The 15,966-nt window shown below is 45.6% G+C and carries 11 protein-coding genes; 7 read left to right on the top strand and 4 right to left on the bottom strand.

The genetic code is table 11. The annotated features are described in order from the left end of the window. The first annotated feature begins 59 nt into the window (after positions 1–59). Positions 60–761 (top strand): hypothetical protein, encoded by a 702-nt coding sequence (locus B2739_RS17080; RefSeq protein WP_331347044.1) that lies wholly within the window; start codon positions 60–62, stop codon positions 759–761. 32 nt (positions 762–793) lie between these two features. Continuing rightward, on the top strand, positions 794–1,186 hold the full coding sequence (locus tag B2739_RS17075) for a hypothetical protein (protein ID WP_331347043.1): 393 nt from the start codon (positions 794–796) through the stop codon (positions 1,184–1,186). A 218-nt stretch (positions 1,187–1,404) separates the two neighbouring features. On the opposite strand, the gene gcvP is transcribed toward B2739_RS17075, so the two are convergent. Next, positions 1,405–4,314, bottom strand: a complete 2,910-nt coding sequence (gcvP, locus tag B2739_RS17070) for an aminomethyl-transferring glycine dehydrogenase (protein WP_331347042.1) — start codon at positions 4,312–4,314, stop codon at positions 1,405–1,407. A gap of 199 nt (positions 4,315–4,513) precedes the next feature. Beyond that, entirely contained in the window at positions 4,514–6,250 is a 1,737-nt protein-coding gene (gene ltrA / locus B2739_RS17065; protein WP_331347041.1) for a group II intron reverse transcriptase/maturase, read from the bottom strand. Between the two features lie 1,061 nt (positions 6,251–7,311). Here ltrA and B2739_RS17060 point away from each other — a divergent pair. Together B2739_RS17060 and B2739_RS17055 are read left to right on the top strand one after the other, a co-directional pair. Continuing rightward, positions 7,312–9,006 carry an ExeA family protein gene (locus B2739_RS17060; RefSeq protein WP_331347040.1) on the top strand — a complete coding sequence of 565 codons (1,695 nt, stop codon included), beginning with the start codon at positions 7,312–7,314 and terminating at the stop codon, positions 9,004–9,006. Between the two features lie 2 nt (positions 9,007–9,008). Next, positions 9,009–9,893 carry a general secretion pathway protein GspB gene (locus tag B2739_RS17055; protein ID WP_331347039.1) on the top strand — a complete coding sequence of 295 codons (885 nt, stop codon included), beginning with the start codon at positions 9,009–9,011 and terminating at the stop codon, positions 9,891–9,893. Between the two features lie 99 nt (positions 9,894–9,992). Here the strand turns inward: B2739_RS17055 and bfr are convergent, their stop codons facing one another. Together bfr and B2739_RS17045 are read right to left on the bottom strand one after the other, a co-directional pair. Beyond that, positions 9,993–10,469, bottom strand: a complete 477-nt coding sequence (bfr, locus tag B2739_RS17050; protein ID WP_331347038.1) for a bacterioferritin — start codon at positions 10,467–10,469, stop codon at positions 9,993–9,995. A 152-nt stretch (positions 10,470–10,621) separates the two neighbouring features. Continuing rightward, positions 10,622–10,834, bottom strand: a complete 213-nt coding sequence (locus B2739_RS17045) for a bacterioferritin-associated ferredoxin (RefSeq protein ID WP_331347037.1) — start codon at positions 10,832–10,834, stop codon at positions 10,622–10,624. Between the two features lie 372 nt (positions 10,835–11,206). On the opposite strand from B2739_RS17045, the gene B2739_RS17040 reads away from it, so the two are divergent. From B2739_RS17040 to B2739_RS17030, 3 genes are all read left to right on the top strand, one after another. Beyond that, positions 11,207–11,809, top strand: a complete 603-nt coding sequence (locus tag B2739_RS17040; RefSeq protein WP_331347036.1) for a peroxiredoxin C — start codon at positions 11,207–11,209, stop codon at positions 11,807–11,809. Positions 11,810–11,881: 72 nt separating this feature from the next. Beyond that, on the top strand, positions 11,882–12,571 hold the full coding sequence (ung, locus tag B2739_RS17035; protein WP_331347035.1) for a uracil-DNA glycosylase: 690 nt from the start codon (positions 11,882–11,884) through the stop codon (positions 12,569–12,571). A gap of 357 nt (positions 12,572–12,928) precedes the next feature. After that, on the top strand, positions 12,929–15,919 hold the full coding sequence (locus B2739_RS17030) for a TonB-dependent receptor (protein ID WP_331347034.1): 2,991 nt from the start codon (positions 12,929–12,931) through the stop codon (positions 15,917–15,919). The last annotated feature ends 47 nt before the right edge of the window (positions 15,920–15,966 follow it).

Below are 15,966 nucleotides of genomic sequence, written 5' to 3'. Positions count from 1 at the left end.
TAGGTGAATCCAAAACAGCCAGCGCGGCCCATTAAATATTCAGAATAAAGGAGATAGCTATGCGTTTAATAAATCTATTAAGTTTGTGTTTGTTGTTTATTGCGGCTCTATCGGGGTGTAGTGATAACCAAGTTAAAAAAGATATGGAGTTTTCTAAGGCAAGCCCTGATTCATTATTGGTGTTTGGGTTGTTGTTAAATACACCGTTTCCAAATCCTGAATTTACGTTTAGAAAGTACGATCCATTGACAGGGACGCCATCGTTAAAGGAAACATTCAAGGCTCAACCACTGGGTAGTAATTGGTTGGCAAGTGGCGGTATTGGGCAGTACAACGTGCAAAGTTATTTCGTGCTTAATATGCCTGCTGGGCACTGGTTTCTAGAATGTATTAGGGTCGGCAAAGTGGATAGCGTGAGTAGCTACAACCATATACTTTGCCCAAGTAATGACACGTTAGCATTCAAGCTTATCCCGGGTGAGACCAGTTATATTGGTGAGTATTATTTTTATGCGGAGACAATGGGAATTATACAGTTTGATTTAATCGGAAGTGATGTTGAACGAGCGAATCAAAAAATTGGTGAATATAAAAATATTACATCATCATTAACGGTTCAAGTACCTAATTCAGCTAAATATAATTGCGTGAAAAAACGTGTTGGGCTGATTGGTTATGAGTGCGATATGAAAGTTGCCTCTGTGAAAGAAAGTGGGTTGAAAACTGTTCGTCAGCCTAGAGATTTTGATAAAAAACATTAAGTTTAAATTGATTCGTAAAATGGAGGTTTCTGATGCTGATTAGAACGATTTTTTTAATTTTTTTTCTATTCCCGGCTACTTGCTATTCATACAGCGGGGATCTTCCTCGTTATTTTGCCATTTTTGCAGGAGAAAAACTGGTTCAACTTGGTGAGTGTGATGACATTGAGCATTGTAGGAATAATCGACGCGTTCTATTTAGCGAGGGATCGGAGGGCTTTCATTTAACCTTTTATGGGGTTAGTGATGTAAAAAAAATCCAATCCTTAATTGCATTAATGGTTGATGAATACGATAAAAAAGCTCTAAAAATAAAAATGAGCATCTCATTTAGTAAAGAAATGCATATGCCGAATAAGGGCTTTTTGACATTCAAGCAACGAAAACAACCATATATCTATTTTGTAATCAATCAAGGAGCTTAAGATGAATCAGCCTACATATGAGATTTTTGTGGATGTAATTGAAGCACCAACTGGAGGTAATTCCCAATTACACATCCGTCAGCCACGAACTTTATTAAATTCCCATAAGATTGTCCGGCTTTTAATGTTCTAAAAACAGAAAACCCCAGCTTTGCGCCGGGGTTGGTCTGATTTTTAATGTATTTGTCCGGTTTTGTAATATCCGATTACACCTGCATTTATTCCATATATGTATCGATACTTGGGCATGAGCAAACGAGATTGCGGTCGCCATACACGTTATCGATGCGATTTACGCTAGGCCATACTTTATGGTTTTTCAGCCAGCTCGCGGGGCGGCCAGCAACTTCGCGTGAATAAGCGCGCGTCCAATTTTCTTCCAGTACGTCATCTTGAGTGTGCGGTGCATTGTGTAATGCACTGGCTTCCACACTGATTTCACCATTGATGACCTGGTCGATCTCTTTACGGATAATCAGCATCGCTTCGATAAATTTATCCAGCTCGATTTTGGATTCTGATTCAGTTGGCTCAATCATGAGTGTGCCCGCCACCGGGAATGACATAGTGGGTGCGTGGAAACCAAAATCCATCAAACGTTTGGCAATGTCTTCTTCGCTGATGCCGCTGGCTTCTTTCAATGGACGCAAATCCAACAAGCATTCGTGCGCAACAAAACCGTTAGTGCCTTTGTATAAAATCGGGTAAGCCGCTTCCAGTTTTTTTGCGACGTAGTTTGCATTGAGCATCGCAAATTCAGTCGCTTGGCGCATCCCAACCGCGCCCATCATTTTGATGTACATCCAGCTAATCGGAAGAATGCTTGCAGAACCCCAAGGTGCCGCAGAAATAGTGCCGTTGTTGACATCAGTGCCCGGAACTGCCTGCACCGGGTGCGCCGCGAGGAAAGGTTCCAGGTGTTTGCCTACACCGATTGGCCCCATGCCTGGGCCGCCACCGCCGTGTGGAATACAGAAAGTTTTGTGCAAATTTAAATGGGATACATCGCCACCGAATTTACCCGGTGCAGCAACGCCTACGAGCGCATTCATGTTCGCACCGTCGATATACACTTGGGCACCTACCGCATGAATCATATCGCACAGTTGGGTGATGCCTTCTTCAAATACGCCGTGCGTGGATGGGTAAGTCACCATGATGCAGGCAATTTGTTTGTCGTAGGTTGCGATCTTTGCAGCGAGATCTTCAAGATCAACGTTACCTTTGTTATCGCAGGAAACCACGACGACTTTATAACTCACCATTTGTGCAGAGGCAGGGTTGGTGCCGTGCGCAGATGCTGGAATTAAACAAATATCACGCTGGGTTTCGCCTTTGCTTTCAAAATATTTTTTGATCGCAACAAGGCCTGCGTATTCACCCTGCGAACCGGCGTTAGGTTGCAAGCTGATAGCATCGTAACCGGTACAGGCTTTGAGCATCTCTTGCAATTCTTCGAATAATTGTTTGTAACCTTCTGCTTGATCAATTGGTGCGAACGGATGCAGCTTGCCAAATTCCGGCCAGGTGACGGGAATCATTTCGGCGGTAGCATTTAATTTCATGGTGCAAGAGCCGAGTGGAATCATCGCGTTGTTCAGGGCGATATCTTTAGATTCCAATCGTTTCAAATAGCGCAACATTTCGGTTTCGCTGTGATAGGTATTGAACACGGGGTGCGTCAGTACCGCATCGCTGCGCAACAAATCGGTTGGGATTGCATTATTTGCAGTGATATTTTTTCCGGCGAGAATTTGCTCATCAATCGATGCCAATTCAATTCCGCTAACACCAAATACAGCAAGCAATGCTTCCAGATCAGCAGCAGACGTTGTTTCATTGAGGCTGATACCTAATGAATCACTGCCTACCAAACGTAAATTGATTTCGGCATGTAATGCAGTTTGGTAAATGGCTTTCTGGTTATCGCCCACATTGACGGTAAAGGTGTCAAAGAACTGGCTGTTAGCGATACCGAAACCTTTTGCTTTTAATGCGGCTGCAGTAATCGCAGTCAAGCGGTGAATGCGGTTAGCGATACGTTTCAGTCCATCCGGGCCGTGATAAATCGCATAGAACACACTCATGACTGCCAGCAATACTTGTGAGGTACAAATGTTGGAGTTGGCTTTCTCACGGCGGATATGTTGCTCACGGGTTTGCATTGCCATGCGCAATGCCTGTTTGCCGCGCGCATCAATTGATACACCAATAATGCGGCCGGGGGCTGAGCGTTTGTAGGCATCGCGGAAAGCAAAGAAACCGGCGTGTGGGCCACCAAAGCCCATAGGCACACCAAAACGTTGGCTGGTGCCCACAACAACATCAGCACCCATAGCGCCCGGCGATTTGAGCAGCATCAGCGACATCAAATCCGAGGCAACTGTCACCAGTGCATTGTTGTTGTGTGCGGTTTCGATTAATGCCGTCAAATCGCGCACCTGACCACTAGAGCCAGGATAAGAGAGCAGGGCACCGAAGTAATCACCATTGGCGAGTTCATCCGCTTTGGCGACAGTCACTTCAAAGCCAAAATGTTCGGCGCGGGTTTTCACTACCGCGATGGTTTGCGGGTGGGTATCGGCATCCACAAAAAATACATCGGATCTGCTCTTTTTGTTTTGACGCTTACACATCGCCATGGCTTCGGCGGCGGCGGTACCTTCGTCCAACACCGAGGCGTTGGCCATTTCCATGCCGGTGAGGTCGATGATCATTTGTTGGTAATTCAGCAGCGCTTCCAGGCGACCTTGGGCGATTTCTGGTTGGTAGGGCGTATAAGCAGTGTACCAACCGGGATTTTCCAGCACGTTGCGCAAAACGACGAGTGGCACATGGGTGTCGTGGTAGCCCATGCCGATGTAGTTCTTGAATATCTTGTTTTTACTGGCGATAGCTTTGAGCTGTGCCAGTGCGTTTGATTCGCTAACCGCACCGCCTAAATCGAGTTCAGTTTTCAGGCGGATATTGTCTGGCACTGTTTTATCGATCAGCTCCTTGACTGAGCTGACGCCCAGCGTTGCCAGCATCGCGGCAGTTTGTTGGGCATCCGGGCCGATATGACGTTGTACAAATTCGTCATGATTGGCCAATAAGGATAGGGAAGCTGAACGAAAATCAACTGACATAGAAACTCTCTATAGTGTGGAAAGTGATCAAATTGGCGGGGAACTACAGTCAGGCGGTGCCTGTTTAAGTCGGGTAGGAACAGGTCATTACTGACCCATTCCCCCCTAAGAACCGTGCGTGCGACTTTCATCGCACACGGCTCAAGCTTACATCAAGCCAGATTCGTTCTGGCCAGCGACAACAGCAAAAGCGCGAATTTTACGTTTCCATGCCACTGTATTGCAACTTATCTGTACAGCCTCGGCTATGAACCAAGGCATGACAGTTAGGGTGAAGCAAAACACGGTTATCTTTGCGATCTGACCCGCCATCAACACGTCTTACGAGGTGATGATCATGCCAGCCACTTTGCATTGATATTCCGCCGCCACAGTAAGCACACAAGCCCAGTTGTCTGGCAAATAGCGACCAGACTTCTTTGCGGTAGCGCAGTTTATGCCGCATCCGCTGGAATCGTAGAGCCTCCCATTTTTCCTCGTGCTCCGTGTCATAGGGCTGATACTCGCCCGGCAAACGTTTATGTCGCACGATAGGGGTGCTCGCTAACCCATAGAGTCGGCGATACCTCACCTCACCTGATTGCAGTATTTTGGCTGAACCAAAGACCCAACTTTGCCCATTAATAGATTTGAAGTATCGCTTCCTAATCCATTCGAGGGATTTGTTGGGGTGTCTGTGTTTTGCCCACCGCCATATTCGCCAGAAAATAAGATGCTCCAGCTTGCTGAAGGTTTGCTTTGCCACCACCGGAGAATGGTATTCCGCCCATCCCCGCAACACCGGATTCAATTGGCCAATTAACGCATCCTGCGTCAGTGCTCCGCTGTTGTTAATTATCGCTGCCACTTTCTGATAAAACGCTTGCGCATTTTTCTTGGATGGCTTGATAAACAGCTTGGCCTTTCGATACGGTGACTTGGGTACATACTTTCTGAAGTTCCACCCCAGAAAATCAAAGCCGGTGTTGATGTGAGTAATACGCGTTTTCTCCTTTGATAATTGAACCCCTCGTACCGACAAGAATTCCTCTACCCAAGGCTTCACTTCGTTTTCCAGCAATTCTTTCGAATAAGCTGTAATCACAAAGTCATCCGCATATCTCACCACCTGTAACCCAAGCCGCTTGGATTTGGTTAACCCAACCTTGGCTACAAAATGAGCCTTTAGTTTGACCTCCAATCCATTCAGTGTGGCGTTAGCCAAGCAGGGCGAAATTATCCCACCCTGCGGTGTTCCTGCCTTCGTTTCTGCAAACTGGTGCTTGTCGATCACACCGGCCTTTAACCATTTGTTTAACACCGATTTGTTCATGGGAACATTACGGCACAGCCACTCGTGGTTAATGTTGTCAAAGAAGCCCTTGATGTCACCTTCCAAAATCCAAACCGGCGCCGTTTGGGGCGCCAGCAAGTGGAAAAGCTCCACCATCGCATCAGTGGTTGATCGGTCAGGCCGGAAGCCATAACTTTTCGGGTCGCTGGTGCTTTCTACAACAGGCTCCAATCCTTGCAGGTAGAGCGCTTGCATTGCCCGATCCAACATCGTCGGGATGCCTAGCGGACGCTTTTCTTGCTTGCCGGGTTTGGGTATCCATACCCGTTTTAGCGGTTTTGGTTGATAACCCCGCTTATGTGACAAACGCTTCACGGCATTCCATTTGGCGGTTGGCGTACTCCATGTTTCACCATCCACGCCCGGTGTCTTGCGACCCCGGTTCTCCGTTACCCGCTTGACGGCCATACAGCGTCCGTAAAACGAGTGAGCCAGCAATCGTTGAAGTCGAAATACTCTTCGCCAATCACCAGCTTGTGTCGCCTGCGCGATTTTCAATTGCGTCTTCCGAACAAAACGATAAGCCTTTCCCCAGTTGATCTGGTGCCAGCCTGTCGTCTCGCCGGAGGACGCAGCGTGCATCGTTTCCGATGGTAGATTCATACAGTCCTCCTGAGTGGATAGAAATAACTACCCGTCAAGCGGACTACTCCCCCGAAGGGCAGTGTCTACCCTTCAGGTGAGTTAATAGATTGAAATCAGCAAACGTTCACGCGCGTGTAAACCAGATGTACGTCAGCCAGGGTTGCCCCAGTCGGTAATATTTCAACCGCTATACCCCTCATTACAAGGAGTCATTCGCTTCTTACATCCTCCCATTCCCCACACCCATCAGCACCCCTTGCGAGTTGCCTGCCTGTACCGATGTTCTGGCCGTTGGCGAGTGGTCGGGATTGCCACGTTCCCCGTTTCGTACCGATTCCCTGTTTAGGCTTCATCTTTCCCCCGGTAGTTGTCTGGTGCCGCTACACATGCCCTTATTGTGTAGACCAACTACGATGCCGTTTTGGCTGGGGCCAATAATTGCCGTAGGCCCGTTCATTGTCACGAGGGTTATAACGATGATTCACTTAGGTTAGCCATGCAGGTATTGTCACTAGCCTCTTCAAATCCGTGCAATTCGGACTTAAACCAATCTTGTTGCCAAGATTCAGCACCAGCGAGCTGGTAGAAACATTGTCAATCGAGCTTCACACGCAGGAGTTAGCCTCCGACGCATGTCGATCTAGTGAGCTGACAGACACATGTCAGGCTTGATACTCCGATATTCTGGAGCCAAGCATTACGAAACGAGACATTCTCATGCCTCCGTAGATTGAAGATGGGCAGGAACTGTTAAATAACAGCAAGCTCTTGTGGATACCTCTCTCGCTTGTATGCGGGAGAGCCGGACCCGTGCGGGCAGACTCCCGCAGGGGTGGATATTTGAAGGTAGGATCAGGCTTTCGCCTCGCTACCTAAGAGTAAAAACTCCGCAGACCTGTGGGTAGCATTTCAAGGGAGACACGTCAGACGTGTCGCACAAAGGCGGCAATGGTATCAATTTGGGGCTTTTCGGGCAATCGCTCTGGTGCATGGAACAAGAGAGTAACGGCGCGATCTCAGGCCTGTTATGATTCAGCACCGCTCAAGGCGGCATCCTAATAACAGTGTGTTGATTAGCTATGTACCACGAATTTTTCGGGCTTAAAGAGCCTGCATTTTCCATCGCCGTAAACCCGCGCTATCTCTTTATGAGTGACCAACATCGAGAGGCGTTGGCGCATTTACTCTATGGTATCCAGAATGGCGGTTTTGTGATGCTGACAGGCGAGGTCGGCACCGGCAAAACGACAATCATCCGCTGCTTATTAGAGCAACTGCCGTCTAACACTGATATTGCCATTATTCTTAATCCGATGGGCAGTGCCCCGGAACTGTTATCAACCATTTGCGATGAGTTGGGTGTGGTTTATATCGCAGATGAATTGACTGTTAAAAATTTGACCGATGCACTTAATCAATTCCTGTTGGAAAATCATCGCAAAGGGCGCAAGACCGTTTTGTTAATTGATGAAGCACAATTATTGAAAGTGCCGGTGTTGGAGCAGATCCGGTTATTGACCAATCTTGAAACCACTACTGAAAAATTATTGCAAATTATGTTGGTAGGCCAACCAGAGTTAAAAAAATTATTGGCCAGACCCGCATTGCGACAATTATCACAGAGAATTACCGCGCGTTTTCATCTTGAAGCCTTAAATTTGGCAGAGACAAAAGCGTATATAACGCATCGCCTTAAAGTGGCGGGTTTGCCTGAACATGTGCGGCCGTTTAGCGATTCAATGATCAAAAAAATACACCGCTTTAGCGGTGGCGTTCCCCGATTGATTAATGTGCTTTGTGAGCGATTATTATTGGGCGCTTATGCACAAAACCAGCATCATATTGATAAATCTATTTTTGCTGCTGCAATCAAAGAAGTTGCGGGTACCAATACGCAACAGGAAGAAAAATTGGCAGCGTCGCGCACATCCTGGCACGCACTGTTCGTTGTGGCGGTGGTTGCTATCATGCTTACCGTTTGGTTTTGGGTTCCGGATGAAGCATCCACTTCGGTAGCGCCTGTTGCTGTTCAGAGTTCATCAACGCCCGCTTCAGTATCTGCATCATCAAACAGTTCTGCCGTGGTAGTACATTCCCTCAGTGAAATGCGCACTCTTGCCAAACCTCCTGTGCCAGAAGTTATCAATTTGGCGACGCGGGATTTAGCGGCGGCACAGTTAGGGTTGCTTAGCTATCTTGGGTTGACGGCCAGGAATAATAACTCTCCTTGCCTGCTTGCCCAGGGAGCCAATTATGTTTGCGAAAAAGTCCGTATTCATTCGTGGGATGAGCTGAAAGAAATTAATCGCCCAGGACTTGTTACGCTGGCTACACCCGATAAAAAATGGGTCTATGGCTTACTGATTGGTTTGAGTGAAAATCAGGTCATGCTGCTGGTCAATGGTGAGTATAAAACCTTGCCATGGAATGATATCGCTGATTTATGGAATGGGGATTTTTTGTATATGTGGTCGCGACCGCAAGATTTTAATAGTGATTTGCGCGTGGGTGATAAAAGTGATCTGGTGACCTGGATTGCAGAGCAGTTCGCACAACTTGATCAGCAACCAGCGCCTCTGACGCGGCAATTTTTTACTGATCGCCTGAAAAAACGCGTAGAACTTTTTCAATCGACACACAACATACTTCCGGATGGCGTTATCAATGCACAGACATTGCGTCGTTTGAATGAAGCATTGGGGATTGATAAATCGCTCATTGAATTAAACGAAGGGCAACCGGTTGTTGCTCCATTGGATATGCAGGGGCTGTAGTAATGTCGTTAATATTAGATGCCCTGAATCGCGCTGAAAGTGAACGGAAAAACCAAAATGCAGTTCCAGATATTAGCACCCTACATATGTCAGGTGAGTTGGTTCGTGCATCGAACTCACCCCGTTACAAGCGGATATCAATTGTTGCAGTGTTGATTGTTTTCTTATCATTTATTGCTGCAGCACTGTGGTGGTTTAAGCGGAGTGATGCATCATTAACTATTACACAAACGGAGCCGGTTGCTGTTATAGAGCCAACTGTTGCTCCGATAAGTGTAAATGAACAAAATGCATCCCAACTACCAGTGCCTACGAAAGACGCTCTGAGTTCTGTACAAAATCAATCCATTGCAGCAGAGTTAGCGACTACAACACAATCAACAACTACAACATCAACACCTGCTGTAGCTAATGCTAATACTGGTGCAGCAGTGAGCGCCGACGTGAATCAACTCTATGAAACGCCAGAGGTGGCGGCACCAGGAATTGATGCTGATGTAAATGAGCTGTATGCGGCTGAATCTTCAACTGGTTCCGCTTCTGTTGTTGATCCATTTGCAACAGAGGAAAACGTAAGTAATGTTGTGGCTGAGGAGACAGAATCGGATATTCCACCGCGCACCTTCGCGAGTATTACCAATATTCCTGACTTCAATGCGCTACCTTGGAATATGCGCCAGTCGATCCCAACAATTACTTATTTGCGGCATAACTTTCTAGCGAATGGTGTCAGCAGTGTGGTTATTAATAACCAGACTGCGGGTGTAGGAAATATTATTTCTGTTGGACAATTTGTGGTGCAGGAAATTTATGTCGATGGGGTAGTGTTAAAACACGGCAATACCCAATTCAAATTGCGTGCATTAAATGGTTGGATCAATATGTAATGGCTGACGCCTATTTTTTTATCGCTCTAAAAATGCACCGACAATAAAAAAGGAACTTGTAGTTCCTTTTTTATTGTCTCGCTGAAAAGCATTGTCAGATCAAGACGAGGATGCCATTTTCGATTGCAGATAATTTTGAATACCTACTTTATCGATCAGTGATAATTGGGTTTCAAGCCAATCAACATGTTCCTCTTCTGATTCAAGAATGCTCTTCAGTAAATCGCGGCTTACAAAATCGCGCACACTTTCACAAACCAAGATGCCATCGCGCAAATCCGGAATCGCTTTTAATTCGAGCTTCAGATCGGATTTCAACATTTCCTGTGTATCTTCGCCTATGTGCAATTTGCCGAGATCTTGCAAATTCGGTAGCCCTTCCAGAAACAAAATGCGCTCGACCAACGCATCTGCGTGTTTCATTTCATCAATTGATTCATGGTACTCATGGTCTGCCAGTTCTTTCAGTCCCCAATCTTTGTACATGCGTGAATGAAGGAAATACTGGTTAATTGCTACCAGCTCGTTGCCCAGGACTTTATTTAATACGGCTATTACTTGCGGATCACCTTTCATAGTGTTCTCCTTTTTGCTTCATGAGAAAGAAATTGGAGGAGTGTGATCCTGAACGGGTGGGGTGTCAAGCAGAGAGGTTTTTATAAGTTGTTGATGTATAAAGAAATTTAGATAAAAATAACAATGATTTTAATTTCTATTCGGTTTATGGCTCAGGCCACAGCGTAGAACTGCGGCAAGCCATTAATCATAGGTGCTTCACTGTTAAGTGCTTCATCCAGAATTTCGCGGGTCATTGATGCGCATTTACCGCATTGACTTGCAACGCCTAATGCTTTGCGCAGCTGTCCAATAGAGCTGGCACCATTATCGATAGCAGCTTTGATTTGACGGTCAGTGATAGCTTTGCATAGACAAACGTACATGAGAAATAACCTGAATTGCGTGTTGTTTAACCGAAAATCATATGATCAAAATTTAATGCTAATGATAATTTATGTCAACAACTTTTGATATGGATTCTCATTTGAAATGTCTTTGTGTTCGTTAATATAACCTAAGTGATAAAAATAACGTGCGAGATCAACTTTTAGCCATAGCGATAGTCTTTGGAGGGTTATATAGAAAATCAATAGGACACTCTCCCTTGGCTGTGTATGATAGCGGCGCACTATCGATAAATATCAGCCGATCAATAACTGGCCATAAAATATTCATACAAATTGAATATATTCGTGGTCGCTGAAAGCGGGTATTTGTTCCCACCGATTAACCTATCAACCATCAGGAGTATTGTTATGGGCGTATTAGTAGGTAAAAAAGCACCGGATTTCACTGCAGCAGCAGTATTGGCGAGTGGCGAAATCGTAGACGGTTACAACTTTGCAGCTGCCACCAAAGGTAAAAAAGCAGTTGTGTTCTTCTATCCATTGGACTTCACCTTTGTATGTCCATCTGAGTTGTTGGCATTTGACCACCGTGTAGAAGAGTTCAAAAAGCGCAACGTCGAAGTGATCGGTGTGTCAATTGACTCTCAATTTACGCACAACGCATGGCGCAACACCCCTGTCAATGAAGGTGGTATTGGTCCAGTAAAATACACGTTGGTAGCTGACGTGAAGCACGAAATTGCTAAAGCATTCGACGTAGAGTCAGCTGATGGCGTGGCTTTCCGTGGTACTTTCATCATTGATGAAGCTGGCGTAGTTCGTTCACAAATCGTTAACGATCTGCCAATCGGCCGTAACATCGATGAAACCATCCGCACCGTTGATGCGTTGATTTTCCACGAGCAGCACGGTGAAGTGTGCCCAGCTGGTTGGAAAGATGGCGACAAGGGTATGGATGCATCACCTGCTGGTGTTGCTAAATATCTGGCAGAAAACGCTGACAAGCTTTAAGTTTTACTTTTATCGCTTAGTCTTGTAAAAAGCCCGGCTCAATGCCGGGTTTTTTATTTGTGGGAAATAAATATGTCTGCTGTCACCAAAAAAATAGATCTCCATCCCAGTTGGTTAGTCCATCTTTCCAGTGAGTTTGAGCAGCCTTATATGCAACAGCTCAAGGCATTTTTGTTGGCAGAAAAACAGCAGGGCAAGATGATTTATCCTGCGGCTAAAAACATTTTCAATGCGTTCAACAGCACACCGTTGGATCAGGTCAAAGTCGTCATCCTGGGGCAGGATCCTTATCACGGACCTAATCAAGCGCATGGATTATGTTTTTCCGTACAGCAAGGCGTTCCAACACCACCTTCGTTACAGAATATGTATAAAGAGCTACAAAGAGATTTGGGGCTTCCTATTCCTGCGCACGGATGTTTGCAGTCGTGGGCAAATCAGGGCGTTTTGCTACTTAATGCAACCTTGACCGTTGAACAGGCGAGGGCGGGCTCTCATCAAGGGCGAGGTTGGGAGACATTTACTGATAGGGCTATCAAATTGGTAAATGATCAATGTAGCAATGTTGTTTTTTTATTGTGGGGAAGTTATGCACAAAAAAAAGCGGCATTTCTTGACGCTCAAAAACATCTTGTTCTGAAAGCACCTCATCCATCCCCATTGTCTGCACACCGCGGATTTATTGGTTGCGGCCACTTTTCTACAGCAAATCAATACTTGCAAAAGCAAGGCAAAAATCCAGTTGATTGGCGAATCTTATAGTCAAAAAGACTGAATTTATATTGTTTTTTTGACTATAACTTGCGTTTGGTTTTTCCCGCTTGTCTTTACAACATTTCTATTTTTAAGCTATTGACAGCGCTGTCATATGGGGGTAGTTTTGCGCGAAAATTGCTTCGTGGAGGTGCGGGTCTTTGCGTGGCAATCAAAGTGGACAACAAAAAAATATCGCAAGGATGTTTGGGCTTGCCCTTAATAAATAACGAAAAACAAGAGTGCTTTAGAGAATTCATCTTCGTCATTGAAGGTGATCATATTTGGATAAAAACCTTCATGGTTTTTATCCAGGTATGCGTGTACCGGAAAACATAATTCCTGACGATAAAAAAGGAGAGCTTCATGTACAAAACGATAAGCTTTAAGAAAAAACTTCTGGCCACTGCAGTCACAGCTGCAGCAGCCAGTCTCAGCGGCATGACTTACGCACAAGACGATTCTGTAGAAGAAGTAATGGTTACAGGTATTCGTGCATCTGTGGCTCAGGCAATGGACACCAAGCGCAATGCTGTAGGTGTTGTTGATGCCATCTCGGCCGAAGATATTGGCAAGATGCCTGACTCCAACCTTGCTGAATCACTGCAGCGCATTTCAGGTCTCTCGATCAATCGTTCCGATGGCGAAGGTTCACAAGTGACTGCTCGTGGTATCGGTGCGGAATTGAACATGGTGACCTTAAATGGACGCGTGATGCCAGCAGTTGCCAACAGCAATACTGGTGATTCATCAACGCGCGCCTACGATTTTGCCAACCTCGCTTCTGAATCAGTATTCGGCGTAGAAGTGTACAAAACTGGTCGCGCCGACGTTGCAACTGGTGGCTTGGGTGCAACGATCAATATCAAAACCCTTCGTCCTCTGGAAGCAGGTAGCCGCGCATCTATTGGTGTAAAAGCCATTCAGGATGAAACAGTACGCTCTGGTGCCGGTGATGAAATTACCCCTGAAGTATCTGGCATGGGCTCCTGGGTAAATGACGAAGATACGTTTGGTGTAGCTCTGAGCGGATCGTATCAGCGTCGTGACAGTTCCAATGCGAATAACTTTGTGAACAACTGGGCGAATTTGAATACCTGGGATGATACGTCTACAAGTCGTTTCAAAAATGGTGTTGTAATCAATAATGCGCCTAACAATGGCGACTTATACGCATTACCAACAGATCTTCGCTACGAAGTTCAGGATAACAAGCGTGAGCGCACTAATGCCCAAGCGGTTATTCAATTTAAGCCAACCGAGCGTTTAACCGCAACTCTGGACTACACCTTCTCTGAGCTTGATCGTGTTTCTGAGCGTGCACAGCAATCAGTATGGTTTAACGTAGATGCGATCTCTGAGCTCACCTTTGATAACGGTGCAGTACGCACTCCTGTTATTTATCGCGAGTCTTACCTCACCAACGGTGTTAGCCGCTTGAAGGACGTGTCTTTTGCGGCGGGTCATGTTGACTCATTAACACAAAATAACTCTTTGGGCCTGAATGTTGCCTTTGAAGTAAATGATCAGTTGAAATTAACGCTTGATCATCACAACTCAAGCGCCAACAACAATAGTCAGGGAATCGAAGTTGGTTTGAACGCTAACATCATCACTAGCGAATATGTGGATTGGTCTAAAGACATGCCGCTGATGAGTGTGACTACTGACGATTGTATTTTGCGTCAACGCGCTCCTCGCGATGATTATTACAGTGGTAACTGTAATGGTGTCGTTGACGGCGGTGACGTCAGTGGCGCTATGACTAACAATCCTCGTTCGCACACTCGCACTGAAATCGAACAAACTCAATTGATTGGAGAATTTCAATTCAATGGCAGTGGTTTCTTTGAAAATGCTGGCCTGAAATTTGGTATTGAACAGCGCAAAGATCTGAACAGCAGTCGTGCATCAGGCGACAACCGCCAAGGTGTAGGTAACTGGGATGGTATAGATCCAGCAGAGTTCCCTGATCAATACTTCGAAAGCCGCGATTTTGGTAAAGACTTCCCTGATTACGGTTCAACCACTAAAGATGATTTGTTCTTCGTTGGTGTTGATGCGAACTTGCCAAAAATTATCGAGACTGCCGAAGCTATCAATGCCAGTGGAAAGTATCCACAAGATTTCTATGGCTTTGTGAATGGCAAAGTTCAGTGGAATGGCATTTACACAACTAACCGTACTATTGAAGAAGAAAGTAAATCTGCGTTCACTCAATTCAATTCTAATTTTGAATTAGGTGGGTTGGAATCAAATTTGGTAGTTGGTTTGCGTTATGAAGAGACTGATGTAACTTCATCGTCATTGGTCAATGAACCAACCATTTTGTGGTGGGAAAGTGACAACGATTGGTCAGTTGTTTACGCGGCTGAAAAAACGCAACAAAGAAAAACCGGTTCTTATGATTATCTGTTGCCAAATGTGGACTTTGACATAAGCCCGACAGATTCACTGAAATTGCGTTTCTCTTACAGTGAAACTATTGGTCGTCCGAGCTACGCGGATTTGCGTCCTGATGTTGGTTTGAACAGTTTATTGCAGCGCACTGCTAACGCTGGTGATGCTGGCTTGAAACCAATGGAATCGCAAAACGTTGATGTGTCTGCGGAATGGTATTACACCGATGACAGCTACGTGTCATTGGGTTATTTCCGTAAAGATGTCGATGGATTTATTGGTACCCAGATTTTTAATGAAACTGCCTACGGCCTGCGTGACGTACGTTTGGGTCAAACTGCAATTGCCAGCGGTATTCCTCAAGTGAACGAAGAAGCGCTGCATACTTACGTATTGGCAAATTCAGATCCTGCGTTCATTTCATCAAATGGTCGTTGGGTTCGTGCTGACAATGATGACCCGCTGTTGATTTGGCAAGTAAACAAACCAGTAAACGACAAATCAGCAGTAATTGATGGTCTTGAAGTTGCTGCACAGCATTGGTTTGGTGAGTCTGGTTTTGGTGTACAGGCTAACTATACTATGGTGGATTCGGATGTTGAGTTCGACAACCTCACCACTGCTGGTCAGTTTGCGATGACAGGTTTGTCGGATACAGCCAACGTTGTTGGTTTCTACGATAAAGATGCATGGCAAATTCGTGTGGCATACAACTGGCGTGACAGCTTCTTGTTGAGCCGTACCGCAGGTGGTGGTAATCAGCCACAATACGTCGAAGCCTACTCACAAATCGATTTATCTATCGGTTATGAGTTCAGTGATAACCTGACCTTTACTGCAGAAGGTATCAATGTCACTGGTGAGAACTATCGTACTCATGGTCGTTCAGAGGCACAGTTGTTGTCGCTGGAAGATTTGGGTGCTCGTTATCAAGTTGGCTTCCGTTACACTTTCTAATTGGTAGGAAGTTTGTAGCAAAAAGACACACAAAGCCGCTGGTAACA

The sequence above is a fragment of the Cellvibrio sp. UBA7661 genome (genome assembly GCA_002483365.1).
GTDB lineage: Bacteria > Pseudomonadota > Gammaproteobacteria > Pseudomonadales > Cellvibrionaceae > Cellvibrio.
Note: the sequence above shows the minus strand (reverse complement) of the source record. Positions and strands in the feature narration are given on the sequence as shown.